This is a genomic window from Butyrivibrio sp. FC2001 (assembly GCF_000424125.1).
In the GTDB taxonomy this organism is placed as follows: Bacteria; Bacillota; Clostridia; order Lachnospirales; family Lachnospiraceae; genus Butyrivibrio.
In genome coordinates this window covers 271,109-288,949 of the sequence record NZ_KE384132.1, presented here as the reverse complement: position 1 = coordinate 288,949, position 17,841 = coordinate 271,109, and the positions used below count along the sequence as shown (strand labels likewise).

At 43.1% G+C, this 17,841-nt stretch carries 15 protein-coding genes; all 15 read right to left on the bottom strand.

All coding sequences use genetic code 11. The features are described from left to right. Positions 1 to 12 precede the first annotated feature (12 nt). The 15 genes from G601_RS0114935 to G601_RS0114865 all read right to left on the bottom strand — a co-directional run bounded on the left by G601_RS0114935 (position 13) and on the right by G601_RS0114865 (position 17,821). Positions 13 to 1,413 (bottom strand): oxaloacetate decarboxylase subunit alpha, encoded by a 1,401-nt coding sequence (locus G601_RS0114935; protein ID WP_026490581.1) that lies wholly within the window; start codon positions 1,411 to 1,413, stop codon positions 13 to 15. A 107-nt stretch (positions 1,414 to 1,520) separates the two neighbouring features. Then, the gene (locus tag G601_RS0114930) at positions 1,521 to 2,672 is read right to left on the bottom strand and encodes a sodium ion-translocating decarboxylase subunit beta (protein ID WP_026490580.1); all 1,152 of its coding nucleotides are present in this window, start codon (positions 2,670 to 2,672) and stop codon (positions 1,521 to 1,523) included. A gap of 32 nt (positions 2,673 to 2,704) precedes the next feature. Then, positions 2,705 to 3,067 carry a biotin/lipoyl-containing protein gene (locus G601_RS0114925; RefSeq protein WP_026665846.1) on the bottom strand — a complete coding sequence of 121 codons (363 nt, stop codon included), beginning with the start codon at positions 3,065 to 3,067 and terminating at the stop codon, positions 2,705 to 2,707. A gap of 32 nt (positions 3,068 to 3,099) precedes the next feature. Further along, complete coding sequence (locus tag G601_RS25250; protein ID WP_051200444.1) at positions 3,100 to 3,939, bottom strand: OadG family protein; 840 nt, start codon at positions 3,937 to 3,939, stop codon at positions 3,100 to 3,102. 14 nt (positions 3,940 to 3,953) lie between these two features. Beyond that, positions 3,954 to 5,384 carry an acyl-CoA carboxylase subunit beta gene (locus G601_RS0114915; RefSeq protein ID WP_026490578.1) on the bottom strand — a complete coding sequence of 477 codons (1,431 nt, stop codon included), beginning with the start codon at positions 5,382 to 5,384 and terminating at the stop codon, positions 3,954 to 3,956. Between the two features lie 167 nt (positions 5,385 to 5,551). Further along, on the bottom strand, positions 5,552 to 6,121 hold the full coding sequence (scpB, locus tag G601_RS0114910) for an SMC-Scp complex subunit ScpB (protein WP_026490577.1): 570 nt from the start codon (positions 6,119 to 6,121) through the stop codon (positions 5,552 to 5,554). Between the two features lie 7 nt (positions 6,122 to 6,128). After that, positions 6,129 to 6,881, bottom strand: coding sequence for a segregation and condensation protein A (locus G601_RS0114905; protein ID WP_026490576.1), 753 nt, complete (start codon positions 6,879 to 6,881; stop codon positions 6,129 to 6,131). Positions 6,882 to 6,898: 17 nt separating this feature from the next. Then, positions 6,899 to 7,738, bottom strand: coding sequence for a metallophosphoesterase (locus tag G601_RS0114900; RefSeq protein ID WP_242830005.1), 840 nt, complete (start codon positions 7,736 to 7,738; stop codon positions 6,899 to 6,901). Between the two features lie 93 nt (positions 7,739 to 7,831). Then, complete coding sequence (rpsU, locus tag G601_RS0114895) at positions 7,832 to 8,008, bottom strand: 30S ribosomal protein S21 (protein ID WP_022755619.1); 177 nt, start codon at positions 8,006 to 8,008, stop codon at positions 7,832 to 7,834. A gap of 173 nt (positions 8,009 to 8,181) precedes the next feature. Further along, a complete protein-coding gene (gene alaS / locus G601_RS0114890) occupies positions 8,182 to 10,836 on the bottom strand; it encodes an alanine--tRNA ligase (protein WP_026490574.1) in 2,655 nt (884 codons plus the stop codon). 82 nt (positions 10,837 to 10,918) lie between these two features. Then, positions 10,919 to 12,328, bottom strand: a complete 1,410-nt coding sequence (locus tag G601_RS0114885) for a glycine--tRNA ligase (RefSeq protein WP_026665845.1) — start codon at positions 12,326 to 12,328, stop codon at positions 10,919 to 10,921. Between the two features lie 66 nt (positions 12,329 to 12,394). Continuing rightward, a complete protein-coding gene (locus G601_RS0114880) occupies positions 12,395 to 13,009 on the bottom strand; it encodes a hypothetical protein (protein WP_026490572.1) in 615 nt (204 codons plus the stop codon). Positions 13,010 to 13,093: 84 nt separating this feature from the next. After that, entirely contained in the window at positions 13,094 to 13,750 is a 657-nt protein-coding gene (gene recO / locus G601_RS0114875; protein WP_026490571.1) for a DNA repair protein RecO, read from the bottom strand. Between the two features lie 59 nt (positions 13,751 to 13,809). Further along, complete coding sequence (gene era / locus G601_RS26960) at positions 13,810 to 14,895, bottom strand: GTPase Era (protein ID WP_026665844.1); 1,086 nt, start codon at positions 14,893 to 14,895, stop codon at positions 13,810 to 13,812. Further along, positions 14,873 to 17,821, bottom strand: a complete 2,949-nt coding sequence (locus G601_RS0114865; RefSeq protein WP_026665843.1) for an insulinase family protein — start codon at positions 17,819 to 17,821, stop codon at positions 14,873 to 14,875. Before G601_RS0114865 ends, era begins: the two co-directional genes overlap by 23 nt. Positions 17,822 to 17,841: the final 20 nt, after the last annotated feature.

The window sequence follows — 17,841 nt, the reverse complement described above, 5'->3', positions numbered from 1 at the left end:
AATCGACTCGGATTATGCCGGATACGCTCCGTTCTTGGTGTCAGCAGCTGTAAGGTCAACCTTATCCTGCTGAGCAAGACGATATTTGAAGAAATCTGTAGCAACCTGAGGGAACAGTGCATAGGACAGAACGTCCTCATCCTGCTGCTTCCACTGCTTAACATCCTCTTCGAACTTAGGAAGTCCGGGAGCAAGCTTATCTGCAGGTCTGCATGTGATAACTTCTCTGTCGCCGATGATCTTCTTCTGAACTTCAGGATTGAAGGGCTTAATTGTCTTACCATACTCACCTGCAAGAAGATCCTTGGTCTGGTCTGTAGCAACCTTATATCTCTCACCCATAAGCACGTTCATAACGGCCTGAGTACCAACGATCTGTGAAGAAGGTGTAACAAGCGGAGGCTCACCGAAGTCCTTACGAACCTGAGGGATCTCCTCAAGCACTGTGTTGTACTTGTCGCTTGCATTCTGCTCTTTAAGCTGGCTAACCATGTTGGAAAGCATACCGCCGGGAACCTGATACATAAGAGTCTTGATGTTAACACCAAGAACCTTAGCATCCATAAGTCCACTTGCAAGGCACTCTTCTCTGTAAGGTCTGAAGTAGTCAGCAACCTCAGCAAGAAGCTTCTGATCAAGACCTGTGTCGAATTCCTGACCCTTGAAGGCCTCAACCATAACCTCTGTAGCAGGCTGTGATGTACCAAGAGCGAAGGGTGAAATAGCGCAGTCGATGATGTCAACGCCTGCCTCTGCAGCCTTCATGTATGTCATACTTGCAACACCTGAGGTGTAGTGTGTATGAAGATCGATAGGAAGTGATGTAGCACTCTTAAGAGCCTTAACAAGCTTCTCTGCCTCGTAGGGAAGAAGAAGTCCTGCCATATCCTTGATACAGATTGAATCTGCACCCATAGACTCGATCTCTTTTGCGATGTTCATCCAGTACTCTTCTGTATAAGCATCACCAAGTGTATAAGCAAGAGCGATCTGAGCATGTCCGCCCTCTTTCTTTGTAGCCTTAACTGATGTCTCAAGGTTACGAAGGTCATTCAGACAGTCGAAAATACGAATGATATCAATACCATTAGCGATTGATTTCTGAACAAAGTACTCAACTACGTCATCAGGATAGTGCTTGTAACCAAGGATATTCTGACCACGAAGGAGCATCTGAAGCTTTGTATTCTTGAAACCGGCTCTGAGCTTACGAAGTCTCTCCCACGGATCCTCTTTAAGGAATCTCATGGAAGCATCGAATGTAGCGCCTCCCCAGCACTCAACTGAGTTATAGCCAATCTTATCCATTGTAGGGATAATGGGAAGCATTTTTTCTGTAGGCATTCTGGTGGCAATAAGTGACTGATGTGCATCACGCAGAACTGTCTCTGTAATCTTTACTGGCTTTGCCATAGTAATATCTCCTTTTCAATATTTTCATAAGGAAGTTCCGCTCTCAAGCTTTCAGCTTTCGCCGGAACAGAGTTCGATCACGAAAATCATAGATTTTCTATCTCACTTTAGAACACTCCGAATACCGCCATAAAGGTTCCGGCAACGACTGCGGTTCCAACAACACCGGCAACGTTAGGTCCCATAGCATGCATCAAAAGGAAGTTACTGGGATCATACTCAGCTCCGACCTTCTGTGATACTCTGGCAGCCATAGGAACAGCTGAAACTCCGGCTGATCCGATAAGAGGATTAACCTTACCACCAGTGATAACACACATGAGCTTACCGAACAGTGTTCCTGCCGCAGTACCAATAACGAATGCAATAAGTCCGAGTGCAACGATCTTAATAGTTGTGATATTAAGGAACGCCTCAGCACTTGTTGTTGCACCTACAGATGTACCAAGCATGATAACTACGATGTACATAAGTGCATTGGAAGCTGTCTCCTGAAGCTGACGAACAACGCCACTTTCACGGAACAGGTTACCAAGCATCAGCATACCGATAAGAGGTGCTGTCGTAGGAAGAATCATACTTACAACAATTGTAACAATGATAGGGAAAAGAATCTTCTCCAGCTTTGAAACAGGTCTAAGCTGCTGCATGCGGATTTTTCTCTCCTTATCAGTTGTTAAGAGCTTCATAACCGGAGGCTGAATGATCGGCACAAGTGACATGTACGAATAAGCAGCCACGGCAATGGGTCCTAAAATTGTTGTCTGATTAAGCTTTGTTGCAAGGAAGATAGATGTAGGACCATCTGCTCCTCCGATGATTGAAATAGCTGCAGCCTGCTGATCATTAAAGCCCATAGCAATAGCCATGAAGTAAGCTGAAAAGATACCAAACTGAGCAGCTGCTCCCATAAGGAAACTCTTGGGGTTAGCGATCAGGGGACCGAAGTCCGTCATCGCACCTACACCCATGAAGATAAGTGAAGGCATGATTGCCCACTCATCAAGCAGGTAGAAATAGTATAAAAGGCCGCCTACGCCATTCGATGATTTCTCGATAGAAAGCATAATATCCGGATAGATATTTACCAGCAACATACCGAAGGAGATAGGCACCAAAAGAAGTGGTTCGAAATCTTTGGCGATTGCAAGATACATAAATATCAGTGCAACTACAACCATGATATAGTTTCCAGGTGTCATTGTTGTAAATGCAGTTTGCTGCCAGAGATTCGATAATGTGTTTACAATGTAATCCATTTAACGACCTCCGTGTGAGTCTCTCCGAAATATTAGTTCATTGTTGCTACAACGCCGCCGGCTTCAACCTGATCGCCTACTGCAACGTCGATACTTGCAATTGTTCCATCCTGAGGAGCAACCATAGGAATCTCCATCTTCATGGATTCCATAACTACTACTGCGTCACCCTTCTTAACTGACTGGCCAACACTAGCCTCAATCTTAAGAACCTTACCTGCTGCACCGGCAGTTACCTTAACACCACCTGCGCCTGCGCTTGTCTTCTTAGCAGGTGCTGCAGGAGCCTTGGGAGCTGCTACGGGAGCTGCTGCTACAGGTGCTCCGCTTCCTGCACCCTCTTCTACTGTTACATCATATACGTTTCCGTTAACGGTAATTGTATAATTTTTCATTATCTATGTCCTCCTAAAATAAGCTCTGATTATTAAGCTCTTTTCCAATTACTTGCTTTACCGACTTTACGTACAGATCTAACAACAAATCCGTCGGTGCCGGCGCTTCCTTCATATGCGGCAATTGCAGCAGCTATAACGGCTACAAGCTCAGCATCCTCAGAAAGTTCTTCCTTATCAGCTATCTGTGATGTTACGGTTTCCATTGACTTCTGCGTAATCTCCTGTGAAGTCTCAGGCTTCTTCTCAGTCATCTTATTGATGAGCGGGAATAATGAGATTACCAAAGCTATGATGATAAGAACCGTAAACGCCATACCCATACCAAGAAGAGTATTAAGTCCTGCACTCTTAAGCTTCTCAGCAAGTGAATGATTTACATTGACTGAGATGAGAGTCGGCATTCCTTTTCTGTCAAGACTATACTCAAGAATAGCTGTGTGAGAATTATCCCCTGTTCCCTCGATGATTGCATCAACCATGAGTTCGCCATCCTTGTTGATATAGTATTTGAATTCATCAAGATGAGTTACACTGATATCATTCGCAATTGTCTCTTTGCTGCTAAAGCCGAGCTCATCGATTGCATCGTACCAGTTTCTATAGCCTGCCGCAAAAACATCCAGCATAGACTCATCAAAGCTGTCTTCCAGTTTTTCTTTAAAATTGTCAGGTGTTATTCCCTGTAAGTACATGTTCTCAAAGTACTCATCCTCAAGTGTCTGGGCAACACTTACAAGATAATCCTTTGTGAAATAAGTCTCATCGTATCTACTTCCGGCAACAGTGTTGTACTGTGTACTATTGCCACAAGCTGTAAGACCCAGCATGCAGATCAGCGTAACACCTAAAGCAAAAATCTTATGCTTCACTGTCAGGCTCCTCCTTATACTGTTGTGTGCTTCCTCACAGGGCGCTCCTCGCGCTTAGAGTAAAGCATTTCAAAAGCTCCTATTACATATTTTCTGGTGTCAGCAGCGTTGATGATTGTATCAACATATCCTCTAGCTGCAGCACTTTCTACATTGTTCTGGAGTTTTTCGTAAGCAGCTGCTGTCTCTGCTACTGCTGCGGCATCCTTACCGTCAGCGATGATCTTTGCAGCATGATCTGCATTCATTGTGCCGATCTCAGCATCAGGCCATGCAAATGTCATATCTGCACCGATAGCCTTGGAGTTCATAATTACATATGCACTACCATAAGCCTTACCTGTTACTACATTAACCTTCGGAACTGTTGCTCCTGATAATGCAGCTACAAGCTTAGCAGCACTCTTAGCTACATGTCTCTCATCGCACTTTGTAGCACCAAAGCCTGCAACGTTTGTAAGTGAAAGTACAGGAATCTCAAATGCATCGCAGAAGTCAACCATATCAGCTGCCTTATTGCAAGCATGAGCAGTAAGTACGTTATCGAACTTCTCAGCTACTTCACCCTTTTCATCATAAACAGCGCTTCTGTTAGCGATAACACCAACTGTAGCTCCGTTAAGCTTAATAAAGCCTGTTACCATTTCTTTTGCGTAATCACGCTTTGTCTCAAAGAAGATTCCGTTATCTGAAATCTGTCTGAGCATAAGAGCAGGATCAGCCATACAACCATCAAGGTTCTCGCATGCACGATTAAGATCGTCTGCACACTCATCAAAGTTCTCTGTGTCTTCATTATTAGAAGGAAGCATTGAAACGAGTTCTCTAATCTGAGCGTAAAGCGTCATCTCATCAGCTACAACATCTACGTTGCCAGCCTCACCACTCTGCCATGCAGCAGATGAAGTGTCACACTTCTCCACGCTGTTACCCTCGAGTACGTTGGGAGAATTAACAAAGAGCTTACCACTCTTTTCTTCCATAAATGTAAAATCTGTCATTGTCGGGAAAAGTGCAAGACCACCACCACAAGAACCAAGTATTGCAGTGATCTGCGGAACTACCCCTGAAGCACTAACCTGCTTGCGATAGATTTCGCCGAATGCATTAAGTGCATCAGTTGCCTCCTGAAGACGAAGTCCGGCTGAGTCGATAAGACCGATTACCGGTGCACCCATCTTAAGAGCCATATCATAGAGACCTGCTATTTTCTTAGCATGCATCTCACCTACAGAGCCACCGAGAACGGATGCATCCTGTGCATAGACGTAAACGAGTCTGCCGCCAATAACGCCATAGCCGGTTACTACACCATCAGAGGGTGTCTCTGTCTGCTTCAGATTGAAATCTGTGCTTCTTGCTTTTACCTGAGCGCCGATTTCAACGAAACTGTTTTCATCAAGCAGAGAAACAATTCTCTGACTTGCCTGAGAAGAACTACTCATTTCTTCACCTCCGTAATTTATTATGTTAAGTGTATAAAACCACAACTTAAGTCAGAATATAGTATATCACAAAAAAAAGACATGGAGAATAGTCCATGTCCTTATTTTCTGCGCTTTTTATACATTTTTTATTAGAGTGAAAAAATATCGCTCTTCAAAGTCAAAAATCAGATATCTAGCTTAACATTTATCTCTTGTTCAGCCTCTTGCTTAAATTCTTCAACCCTTACTGCATCAAGGGAAGGAAGCTCCTCAAGGGACTTAACGCCAAAGCTTCTGAGGAACTGCTCTGTAGTTCCAAAAAGCAGCGGTCTTCCGGGGGCATCAAGTCTTCCAAGCTCCTGCACGAGGTTAAACTCAACAAGTCTGTTAACTGCATGGTCGCTGTTAACGCCTCTGATCCTCTCAACGTCAAGACGTGTGATAGGCTGCTTGTAGGCTATGATAGACAGCGTTTCCATAAGTGCATCCGTAAGAGTAATTTTCTTAGGTGTCTTTGCTACCTTTATAAGATATTCATACATCTCACTCTTGGTACAAAGCTGTATGGAATCCTCAAGCTCAATAAGGCCTATTCCGCTGTCAGCCTTCTCATATTTTTCCTTAAGATATTTTATCTGCGCACGAACATCCTTAAGGTCCTGATCAAGCGCATTACATAATGCCGCAACTGTTACGGAATCCCCCATTGTAAAGAGGATTGCTTCAATAGCTGCTGCTCCTTCTTCTTTAGTCATTTCTCCCTCACTCTGCTGCTACGTTGGAAGTAATCGTAATATCTCCAAACGTCTCATCCTGTTCTATTTGTATATCTCCGACCTTCATCGCCTCCAGAATAACCAGGAAGGTGACAATGATCTCAACCTTGCTTCCCTGCTTCTCAAGAAGCTGCTTGAAGCTAAAGCTCTTGTGCTCACGAATGTAAGCCTTTACATAAAGAGTCTTCTGATCCAGGTCTACAGACTCCTTCTCGATCTTACCAAACTTACTTCTGATAGGATCGACCTTGTCCTCCTGCCTTCTAAGTAAAGCCTGGAAAATCTCATTGAGCTTTGCAAGATTGGCATCTCCCAAAAGTGTATCGTAATCTATAGGCTCCTCATAGGACATGACCTCATCAGGAATATTCTTTTTCCTGTACATGTGAGTATCCGCATTCATCTGACGCTCGCGAAGCTCATCTGCCATGAATTTATACATCTTGTATTCCAGGAGCTTTTCAACAAGCTCAGCTCTGGGATCCTCTTCTTCACCTTCTTCATTAACCTCTTTGGGAAGAAGCATCTTACACTTAATATCTACAAGAGTAGCCGCCATTACAAGAAACTCACTGGTTACTTCCATATCGTCCTTTTTCATGGCCCGGATATATTCCATATACTGCTCGGTTATCATGGCTATAGGAATATCATAAATATCAATTTTATTTTTATCTATAAGATGAAGCAGCAGGTCAAGAGGTCCCTCAAAAACCTGCAATTTTACTTCAAGTGCCATTATTTTTCCTCTTGAGTTTATTTCTTATCTGCAATAAGTCTTATTACACAGAGTTCACCCGGATTATTGAAACGAACTCTTATTGAATGAGTGGACAACCCTCTGCTAAGGATCATCTTGGAATCTCCCATCTCAAAAAGGCCACCATCATATTTAGGAAATGGAACAAGAGCGGGTGAAATAACTCCGCCCAAAAGAGGAAGTCTTATTATCCCCCCATGAACATGACCTGATACCGTAAGGTCAGCTCCCCATAACTTATATCTGTCAAAATAAATAGGATTATGAGCTATCAAAAGCTGAAAGCGTTCCTTGCAGGGCACACCGAAGGATTCCTCGATATGGCCTTCCGGCATTGAAAATCTAACCACTTTCCTGAAAAAACGCGGATCAAGCTCAAGCCCATGGATCTCCATATTGAGATCCTCGAGATATGTCCCCTGATTTCTCAAAAGAACACATCCGGCTTCCCTTATTTTTTTCTCGTAACTTTCATACGCCTCTTTCCTGTAACCACCCAGGACATCCATCTTAGTCTCATGGTTGCCGTTAGCAGCATAAACTGGATATTTGGCGCAAAGCCTTTTGACAAATTCAGCTATCTCATCGTAGCGGCTGCCACCAAGCTCATCATAAGCCGTAAGCATATCTCCGGCTATAAGAATTGCATCCGGAGAAATCTCATCAATGGCATTCATCAGATCTATATTGCCTTCTCCGAACAGATTCTCATGTAAATCGGACAAAAGACAAAATACAGCATCTTTTTTTAATTTATCAGAATGAATCTCATAATTCCTGATAACAAAGTGCGTCATGTCATGGCGGATCACCATCGCTATTAAAATGATTGCCACAATAACAAGCACTAATATAAAAATATGCATATTGTTTCCTAATGAAAGTATAAAAATAGTCCTTGATTTATAAAAACCAAGGACTTGTTTTTATTAATTATATTTACGTTTTCTAGCTGCTTCAGACTTTTTCTTACGCTTTACGCTTGGCTTCTCGTAATGTTCTCTTTTACGAATCTCCTGCTGGATGCCAGCCTTGGCACAGCTTCTCTTGAAGCGACGCAGTGCGCTGTCTAAAGTTTCGTTTTCTTTTACAATAACTGTTGACATTCTCTACTCTTACCCTCCCTTCAGACCCTTCCTTACGGCTGATTGGGTTATTTGCTATGCTTTGAAATTATCCACATAACATCTATAGATTATACCATAATTTTTAAAACCGTCAAGCACAAAAATAAAGGGTTTTATAAATTTTTTAAAATAATTTATATATCGACAATAAATTATTTAATTTGCGTTTCAAGCGCTACCTTTGCTTCAGCGATAGCATCCGGAATTCCTGCGGGATTCTTACCACCGGCCTGAGCCATGTTAGGACGTCCGCCACCGCCACCGCCAACTTTTCCGGCAATAGCTTTTACAAGGTTACCAGCGTGTGCACCGGAAGCGATAGCTCCGTCAGTTGCCATAGCCATAAGATTAACCTTGCCATCATTCTCAGATACAAGAACAACTACACCTTCACCGAGCTTAGCCTTGAGCTGATCACCAAGATCTCTAAGCCCGTTCATATCAACGCCCTTTACGCTCTGAGCGATAAGCTTAACGCCCTTAACGTCGATAACGCTGTCCATAACGTCACCAAGTGCAGCCTGTGCTTCCTTGCTCTTAAGTGACTCGTTCTCACTCTTGAGAGCCTTGAGCTCCTCCTGGAGCTTCCTGATCTGAGCTGTAATATCTGCAGGATTTGTCTTGAGAGTCTTTGCAGCCTCTCCAAGATTAGCCTCTACATTCTTGTAATATGCTCTTGCGTTGTTTCCTGTAAGTGCCTCGATACGACGAACACCTGCAGCAACACCGCTCTCGGAAAGGATCTTGAAAAGACCGATGTGGCTTGTATTTGCTACATGAGTACCACCACAAAGCTCGATTGAGAAGTCGCCCATGTTTACAACTCTTACTGTCTCGCCATACTTCTCACCGAACAGAGCCATAGCTCCTGTCTTCTTTGCTTCTTCAATAGACATAACCTTTGTATCAACAGGAAGTGCCTCTAAGATCTTTGTATTAACAATCTCTTCAACCTTCTGAATCTCATCAGCGGTCATAGCCTGATGATAGCTGAAGTCGAATCTTGTCTTGTCAGGATCCTGATAAGAACCGGCCTGCTCTACGCCATCACCGAGAACCTCCTGAAGTGCCTTCTGAAGAAGGTGAGTAGCTGAGTGGTTACGACAGGTCTTAGCACGATTCTCAGTATCAACATTAAGAGATACCTTATCTGAAGTCTTGAAGCTTCCGCTTACAACCTTACCAACGTGAGCTGTTCTTCCGCCTGCTACCTTGATAGCCTCTGAAACAACAAACTTAGCGCCGTTTGCTCCAAGGATCTCACCGATATCGCCTACCTGACCACCCATTGTGCCATAAAATGTAGTCTTATCTGTGATGATTGTTCCTTCCTGGCCTTCTGTAAGCTCATCAGCAAGTGCCTCAGCTCCTGCCATAGCAACAACTGTGCCCTCACACTCAAGAGCTTCATAACCAAGGAATTCAGTAGTTACAGACTCATCAAGCTCGTCGAATACACCTACGCCTGTTGAAAGCTTTGCAGAGAAGTTCTGATTATCTCTAGCCTTCTGCTTCTGCTCTTCCATGGAAGCAGCAAAGCCCTTCTCATCAACAGTAAAGCCTTCCTCCTGAGCAAGCTCAACTGTGAGCTCTACAGGGAATCCAAATGTATCATAAAGGAAGAATGCATCCTTTCCTGTGATCTCCTTCTTGCCATTAGCAGAGGTCTGATCAAGTATCTTCTTGAACTCCTTCATACCATTCTCAAGAGTTGACTCGAAACGGGTGATCTCTCTCTCAAGCTCAGTAAGAACGAACTTCTGATTCTTGTTAAGATGCTCATAGCTCTCTTTATACTCATCAATATAAATCTTAGCTACGCCAAGGATCTGCTCCTTGTTAAGACCAAGAGTTCTTGCATGTCTTACAGCACGGCGGATAAGTCTTCTGAGGATATATCCTGCACCTGTATTTGAAGGAAGAAGCTTAGCCTCATCTCCGATAAGCATGATAGAAGTACGGGTATGGTCAGCAAGAATTCTCATTGATCTTGTAGTCTTCTCATCTGCCTCATACTTAATTCCGCTCTCTTTTTCGATATAAGCGATTACAGGAGCGTGAAGATCGATCTTGTAAACATCATCCACGCCGTTAAGGAAAGCAAGAATGCGCTCAAGTCCCCAACCTGTATCAACGTTCTTCTGAGAAAGAGGTGTGAGGTGGCCGTCATGGTGCTTCTCATACTGCATGAATACGTCATTACCAATCTCAGTATATTTTCCGCAGTGACATCCGGGGCCACAGTCAGGACCGCAATCCGGAACATCCTTTACGTAGAACATCTCACTGTCAGGACCACAGGGACCATATTCAAGTCCCCACCAGTTATCCTCAGCAGGAAGATAGAATATATTCTCAGGCTTAAAACCTGACTCAATACGATATTTAGCGCCCTCTTCATCTCTGGGTGCATTCTCATCACCTGCAAAAACAGTTGCAGCAAGGTGATCAGCATCAAAGCCAAAAAGCTGTGTAAGAAGCTCAAAGCTCCACTGGCAACGCTCTTTTTTGAAGTAGTCCCCAAGTGACCAGCTTCCCATCATCTCGAAGAATGTACCGTGGCTCTTATCACCTACAGAATCGATATCATTGGTACGAACACATCCCTGAACGTTGCAAAGTCTTGTTCCGAGAGGATGCTTCTTACCAAGAAGATAAGGCATAAGAGGCTGCATTCCTGCAACGTTGAACATAACACCTGTTGATCCGTCGGATACAAGTGATACAGCGCCACAGTCTACATGTCCACGCTCTATATAAAACTGCTTCCAAGCCTTGCGCAGTTCGTTAGCTGTAAATTGTTTCATCTTTATACTCCTTTGTAACCCTCATCCGCCCTATGGCACCTTCTTCCCGGGGAAGAAGGCAGGGATTTATATTTCTTTTGTTTTAGAAGTCGAATTTATCTGAGAAGAATGCCTCGAGTTCATCGATAGCGACTCTCTCCTGCTCCATGCTGTCACGGAATCTTACAGTTACCTTTCCGTCTGTCTCTGAATCAAAGTCATAAGTGATGCAGAAAGGAGTACCGATCTCATCCTGTCTTCTGTATCTCTTACCAATATTACCTCTGTCGTCGAACTCACAGTTGTACTTCTTTGAAAGCTGAGCATAGATCTTCTCTGCACCCTCGTTAAGCTTCTTTGAAAGAGGAAGGATACCAATCTTAACAGGAGCAAGTGCAGGATGGAAATGAAGAACTGTACGCATATCAGGCGCCTCTTCTGTTCCAAGATTCTCCTCGTCATAAGCCTCGCAAAGGAATGCAAGTGTCACACGGTCTGCACCAAGTGAAGGCTCAACAACGTAAGGAATGTACTTCTCCTTAGCTTCATCATCGAAGTAATCCATAGGCTCACCGGATGTCTCCTGGTGTCTTGTAAGGTCATAATCAGTTCTGGAAGCAATACCCCAAAGCTCACCCCAATCTGTGAAGGGGAATGCATACTCGATATCTGTAGTGTGATCACTGTAGAATGAAAGCTCTTCCGGATCATGGTCACGAAGTCTTAAGTTCTCTTCCTTGATACCAAGTGAAAGAAGCCAATCATAGCATGTCTTTCTCCAGTACTCAAACCACTCTGTCTGTGTTCCGGGCTTGCAGAAGAACTCAAGCTCCATCTGCTCGAACTCTCTTGTACGGAATGTGAAGTTACCGGGTGTGATCTCGTTACGGAAGCTCTTACCAATCTGGCAGATACCAAAAGGAACCTTCTTACGTGATGTACGCTGAACGTTCTTGAAGTTTACGAAAATACCCTGTGCTGTCTCAGGACGAAGATAAACTGTGTCCTTTGCATCCTCTGTTACACCCTGGAAGGTCTTGAACATAAGGTTGAACTCTCTGATGCTTGTGAAATTGTGCTTACCACAAGACGGGCAGGGAACGCTGTGCTCCTTGATGAAGTTCTCCATCTCCTCGTGTGACCATCCATCAACAGATGTCTCAAGCTTAATGCCATTATCAGCTGCAAAATCCTCAATGATCTTATCAGCTCTGAATCTCTCGTGGCACTCTTTACAATCCATAAGAGGATCTGAAAATCCGCCAAGGTGACCTGATGCAACCCATGTCTGAGGGTTCATAAGGATAGCGCAGTCAACACCTACGTTGTAAGGATTCTCCTGTACGAACTTCTGCCACCATGCCTTCTTTACGTTGTTTTTAAACTCAACACCAAGGTTACCGTAGTCCCATGTATTGGCAAGACCGCCATAAATCTCACTGCCGGGATAGATGAATCCTCTGCCCTTGGCAAGTGCAACTATTTTGTCCATTGTTTTTTCATTTGCTTTCATTCCAAAACCTCTTTCCGAGCAAAATGCTCTATTTATATATATAATTCAGAGCTAAATGCTCATTTTTTACTTTTCAAGAACCACGCAGGCTATTTCGCCATCAACATTATCTGACATATCAGCCATGTATTTATTATACGCCTTGGCTTTTCCTGCAAAATATTTCACCTTATAGGGTGCTGCGATTATATTGGCAGATTTGGTTATGATCACGTGCTGATCGCTTAAAACCGCTGCCTTATCAGGATCTATTGCTATTCCGTCCTTATCGACAAGAGTATTCACATCAAGCTGACCTGAGAGCACTGCATCGGTTACAGTCTCGTAGGCAAGATATTCGCTGTTAAAATCCGCATAATTATCAACATCGGAAAATTTGATGACAAGCTTGACCTTACCATCATTCAGGTCTACGCTCTTAAGCTCCGCAGCACCCTCACCCTTTGAAACTATGAAGGAATTTACCTCGTTCTCAGTCATCTCCTTCAGCTCATCCAGATTGTAATAGCTCTCTGCAAAGTCATCAATAATTGTACTAACTACAGATCCGTCCTTGTTTATCTCAATAGACGAAGTAGTAAGCTTTGAAGTGTTTCCCCCTGCACCGCAACCTGACAAAACGGAAAGTGTCATGATTACAGATATTACTGCCACACTGCTTTTCATAAACTCTTTTTTCACTAGAATAGTCCTCTTATATTTATACACTTTAGTGTACTAAAACTATGCACACTTGTATGATTATATAACGCCTTTTCAGCTTTTTCAATTATCTTCAATCATCTTAACCATTTCATAGCTGTTAAGGCTTCTGTCAATGAACCTTTTCCTGTAGATATCACAGATGTGATCGAGCTCATTAAGCACCTCTTTAGTAACTGCAAAGGTATACAGCTTTTCAATAGTAGAGCTTCTTATAAACTCCAGAGTATAGGCGGTCGAATTCTCGTAAGTCCTGTCTGTAGGTATCCCCGGAAACTCGCCGTTTATGACAAGGCTTTTTATTTCAAATACGCATCTTACCAGTCTGTTATCAAAGCTATCGGACTCCAATGCCCTAAGTGACTGATACAGAAGCTTTAAAACCTGTCTCTCATCATTGTTTTCCCTGGTATAGTAATCTGCTATCTCAAGGAAAAGCATCCCATACATAGAGCCGTTAAAATCATTTCTGAAATGCTCAAAATAATTGGAAATCCTGGCTTCCTGTATTGTATATGAAGTTCTTCCTTCATAGAGCCTGAATTCCCCAAAGCAAAAGGGCTCTACAACACCCGCAAGATGATTCCCCGGACGTCGTGACCCCTTAGCAAAGGCTGTGATCTTACCACGTTCGGATGTAAGGATAGTCACCACAAAATCGTAGTCTCCTACAGGTGCCCTCTTTATGATCATTCCGTTAACAGTGGTAAACTCAACCATTTAATGTATCAAACCTCATCTGCCGGAAAGCTCCGGCAGCCCTCCAAGCCTGTGAGGGCTTATTTAGTATTCTTATATCCAAAATTCTTCATTTGGACTGTGTCATTTCTCCAGTCCTTTCTGACCTTTACAAAAAGCTGAAGATTAACCTTGCAGCCCACAAGCTTTTCTATATCAACTCTTGCCTGTGAACCAATCTTTTTAAGCATGGCTCCACCTTTACCGATAATGATTCCCTTATGTGAATCACGCTCACAGATGATAGAAGCTTCAATATCCATGATCTCAGTCTCATCAGACACATCCGCTGCATCCTTTGCTCCGCCCTTAAGAGCTGCAAGCATGGCCTCAAGATCAGGAGCATCACCCGAGCCCTGAACGTTTTTTGCAGCAACATTGGCATTTTTCTTTGGTGGGTGAACATGCTTGGATTTCTTCTTTTTGGCAGGCGCTACAGCCCTTCTTGTTTTCATGGTCTCTACAGTTACAGCAATACCATGAGGTACTTCGTCGGATAAAAGTCTAAGCGCCTTTTCACGGATGATCTCTCCTACAATATCCCTCTCGGACTGGTCTGTAAGAGTTTCATCATCATAAAAAGGATCTCCGTAGGGAAGTCTGTCGAATATTCTCTGCATAAGCTCATCAAGATTATCGCTCTTTAAAGCAGATACAGTCACGATATCCGCATACTCCATCTCTTTTTTATAGGCATCAATGAAGCTTTTTAAACCTTCTCCTGAAACAGTATCAATCTTATTTATTACAAGAATAACCTGCTTACCGCATTCTCTTAGCTGATCTATGATCATGTGCTCACCGGCGCCGATAAAGGTGCTGGGCTCAACAAGCCATAAGATCAGGTCAACTTCTTCCATGGTCTTGGTAGCAACCTTTACCATGTATTCACCAAGCTTATTCTTGGACTCATGAATACCGGGAGTATCAAGGAATACAATCTGTCCGCGATCATCCGTATAAACAGTCTGTATCCTTCCGCGGGTTGTCTGGGGCTTATGGGATGTTATAGCTATCTTCTGACCTATAAGATGATTCATCAGCGTGGATTTTCCCACATTAGGTCTTCCGATGAGCGTAACATAGCCGCATTTCATACTTAAATTATTGTTCTGATTTTCCTGCATAAATAAGCTGCTCCACTTTTCCAAATAAATCCTTATTCTGCATAAGCTTGTTGCCGTCACCTACAACGCAAAGGCACTCGTCCTCCATGAAGGCATCAACATATGCGGCAAGGCTTCTTATCTTATTCTGATCTGTAGCAAGAAGTGTATCCCTGTCGTTCTGAATGTTCTTCATATCAGCCTTGCAGAGGTAGGCTGTAAGTCCATAGGCTCCCTTCGCAGAAGGTGTCTTGGGAGTATCGATATCACTTATAGCTCCTATTACAAACTGTGTGATCGTACGGTCATCAGCCTCAAAGTTCTTAAGATAACCAGATGCTTCCTTGAAAACATCAATACTTCTTGAAAGGTGAGGGTCTCTGTAGGTTACAAAATATGAGTCACCGTTCTTGGCAAAGCCGCTCATGCAGCCATAGGCACCGCCCAGAACTCTGATATTTTTCCAGAGATAATCATAGCCAAGCATAACTCTGAGTACTCTTAAGGAACCATCGTATTTAAGTCCCTTTGATGCAAAATTACCTGCGCGGCAAACATACTGAACCTGTCCCGCTGTCTGGAAGCCCTCGTTCTTCTTCTCACACTTGATTTCAAATCCCTTAACTGAGATTTCCTCTGTGTGAAGAGTATCGGCGAACTTAACTACCTTATCCTCGAGACCGGGATACTCCTTCTCAGAAGCTGTATAGTCTACAAGAAGATTCTCCGGACGGAAAATTATTCTGCAGAGCTCTGTCATTTTATCAATAATGTCATCAGCAGCGTTTATGTCATCTGTGATCTTCTCACGAACTTCCTCAACAAGTCTGTAGCCACCGATACCAGAAACCATATCGGATATCTTAGCTGACTTTGATACATAGGAAAGAGCTCTTAAAGCCGCACTGTGGTGGCCTGCTCCGGCCAGCTCAGATCTTGCTCTGCTGCAGGATTCATCGAGAATCTCAAGGATTCTCTTTTTATCCTCAAACTTTGTTCTTAAAATAATCTCGCTTACAAGCTCGAAGGCCTTTTCAAGCTGAGGATAAAGAACCTTAGCTGATATCTCAAAGGTTGTTACGAACTTACTTGTATCATTAGAATCTGTATATGTGCTTATAGCAGCATTTATTCCACCTGTCTGAAGGTTGATCTCATTGTACAGATCAGTATATGTGTAGTTCTCGGTATCCATAAGTCCAAGCAGGGTCTTCAGCATGGGTGCATACGGAAGAAGTCTGTCCGGAACATTTTTCATATCAAATACAAAGTTCAGATAACCGATTCCGTTTGTAAATACATTATGGAAAAGAATCTTTCTGTCGCCGCACGTTCTGACTTCATTTATAAACTGCTCTGCCTCTTTCTTTATGTCATCGATTGTAAGAAGCGGAATCTTGGCAAGATCCTCAGGCCTGTCAGGCTCCTCCTGATATGCCTTGAGCTCTGCTGTTTCCTTTACAATTGTCTCGAGCTCATCCTTAGACATACTGTCACGAAGAGTCTGTAATTTCTTTTTAAGCTCCTCTTCCTTCTCCTCAGTAAGTCCCTTCTTGGGCTCCATTACAAGCAGAGTGCTGTGAGTGTTCTGAAGCAGGTATTTTTCTATAAGCTTTTCAAAATAGCCTGTCTCAACCTCTTTCTTAAGAGCAGCAAAGGTCTCATTTGCTTCAATGTTGATCCAGGGCTTGGACTCATCGTAGAGCCAGCTGTCGAATACCTGAAGTCCATAGAGAAGTCCCTTGGGGAATCTTCCAAAATCAGCCTCACGGTATTTGAATTCATCTGCGTTAATACCTGCAAGGAGGGCCTTTTTATCTATTCCCTTAGCTACCTGCTCCTTAAGTACTTCTTCAATAGTACTTACAAATTCTTCTCTCTGCTCAGGATTGGCATTCTTGGCAACAATAGAGAAAACAGGCTGAATAATGCCGTTGTCGTAGTCGCTGAATACTTCGCTGCCAATTCCCTTATCAATAAGAGCCTTCTTAACAGGCGCTCCGGGAGCTGAGCAAAGTGCATAGTCAAGAATGTCAAAAGCAACATAGAACTTAGGATCAAGGCTGCTTCCTACTGCATAGTTAAGGGAGAGATATGTATTATCTCTCTCTGATTCCTCGTTAAGGATAGGATACTGACCAGTAACTTCCTTTCGTACATCAAAAGCCTTCTGAAGCTTTATCTCTGAATCTATAGCCAGAGTGTCATATTTTGAGAGATAGTTCTCATCGATATACTGAAGCTTTTCAGCCATATCCATATTTCCGTACAGGTAGATATAGCTGTTTGAAGGATGATAATACTTTCTATGAAAATCGAGATAATCCTCATAGGTCAGGTTATAGATTTCTTCAGGATCTCCGCCTGACTCAATTCCGTAGGTGGTATCAGGGAAAAGAGATTTTCTTATCTCTCTTGAAACAACCTCATCAGCTGAGGAAAATGCACCCTTCATCTCGTTGTAAACAACACCGTTGATCTTTAACTCATCATCGAGGTCGTCCATCTCATAGTGCCATCCCTCCTGCATAAATATCTTCTTGGTCTGATAAATATTGGGATAAAATACAGCATCAAGATATACATGCATTAAGTTCTGGAAATCCGCATCATTACAGCTTGCCACAGGATAAACAGTCTTATCCGGATATGTCATGGCATTAAGGAATGTATTGAGGGAACCCTTTACAAGCTCAACAAAGGGATCCTTTATAGGGAACTCCTTAGAGCCGCAAAGTACGGTATGCTCAATAATGTGAGCTACACCCGTAGAATCCTTGGGCGGAGTTCTGAAACCGATGTAAAAAACCTTATTTTCATCATCATTAGATAAAAGTGCAACCTTAGCACCTGTCTTTTTATGACGAACTATATAGCTGTCTGAGTTCAGATCCTCTATTCTTCTGTGCTCTAATACTTCATAGGTACTAAGCTCTTCAACTCTCATTAACAGTAATCCCTTTCAAA

Coding starts and splice junctions, on each gene's coding strand:
- rpsU (WP_022755619.1), bottom strand. CDS start 8,008: ATGTCAACAGTTATTGTAAAAGAAAACGAAACTTTAGACAGCGCACTG.
- alaS (WP_026490574.1), bottom strand. CDS start 10,836: ATGAAACAATTTACAGCTAACGAACTGCGCAAGGCTTGGAAGCAGTTT.
- scpB (WP_026490577.1), bottom strand. CDS start 6,121: ATGACTAAAGAAGAAGGAGCAGCAGCTATTGAAGCAATCCTCTTTACA.
- G601_RS0114925 (WP_026665846.1), bottom strand. CDS start 3,067: ATGAAAAATTATACAATTACCGTTAACGGAAACGTATATGATGTAACA.
- G601_RS0114930 (WP_026490580.1), bottom strand. CDS start 2,672: ATGGATTACATTGTAAACACATTATCGAATCTCTGGCAGCAAACTGCA.
- G601_RS0114935 (WP_026490581.1), bottom strand. CDS start 1,413: ATGGCAAAGCCAGTAAAGATTACAGAGACAGTTCTGCGTGATGCACAT.
- era (WP_026665844.1), bottom strand. CDS start 14,895: ATGCAGGAAAATCAGAACAATAATTTAAGTATGAAATGCGGCTATGTT.
- G601_RS0114865 (WP_026665843.1), bottom strand. CDS start 17,821: ATGAGAGTTGAAGAGCTTAGTACCTATGAAGTATTAGAGCACAGAAGA.
- G601_RS0114905 (WP_026490576.1), bottom strand. CDS start 6,881: ATGGCACTTGAAGTAAAATTGCAGGTTTTTGAGGGACCTCTTGACCTG.
- G601_RS0114885 (WP_026665845.1), bottom strand. CDS start 12,328: ATGAAAGCAAATGAAAAAACAATGGACAAAATAGTTGCACTTGCCAAG.
- recO (WP_026490571.1), bottom strand. CDS start 13,750: ATGGTTGAGTTTACCACTGTTAACGGAATGATCATAAAGAGGGCACCT.
- G601_RS0114915 (WP_026490578.1), bottom strand. CDS start 5,384: ATGAGTAGTTCTTCTCAGGCAAGTCAGAGAATTGTTTCTCTGCTTGAT.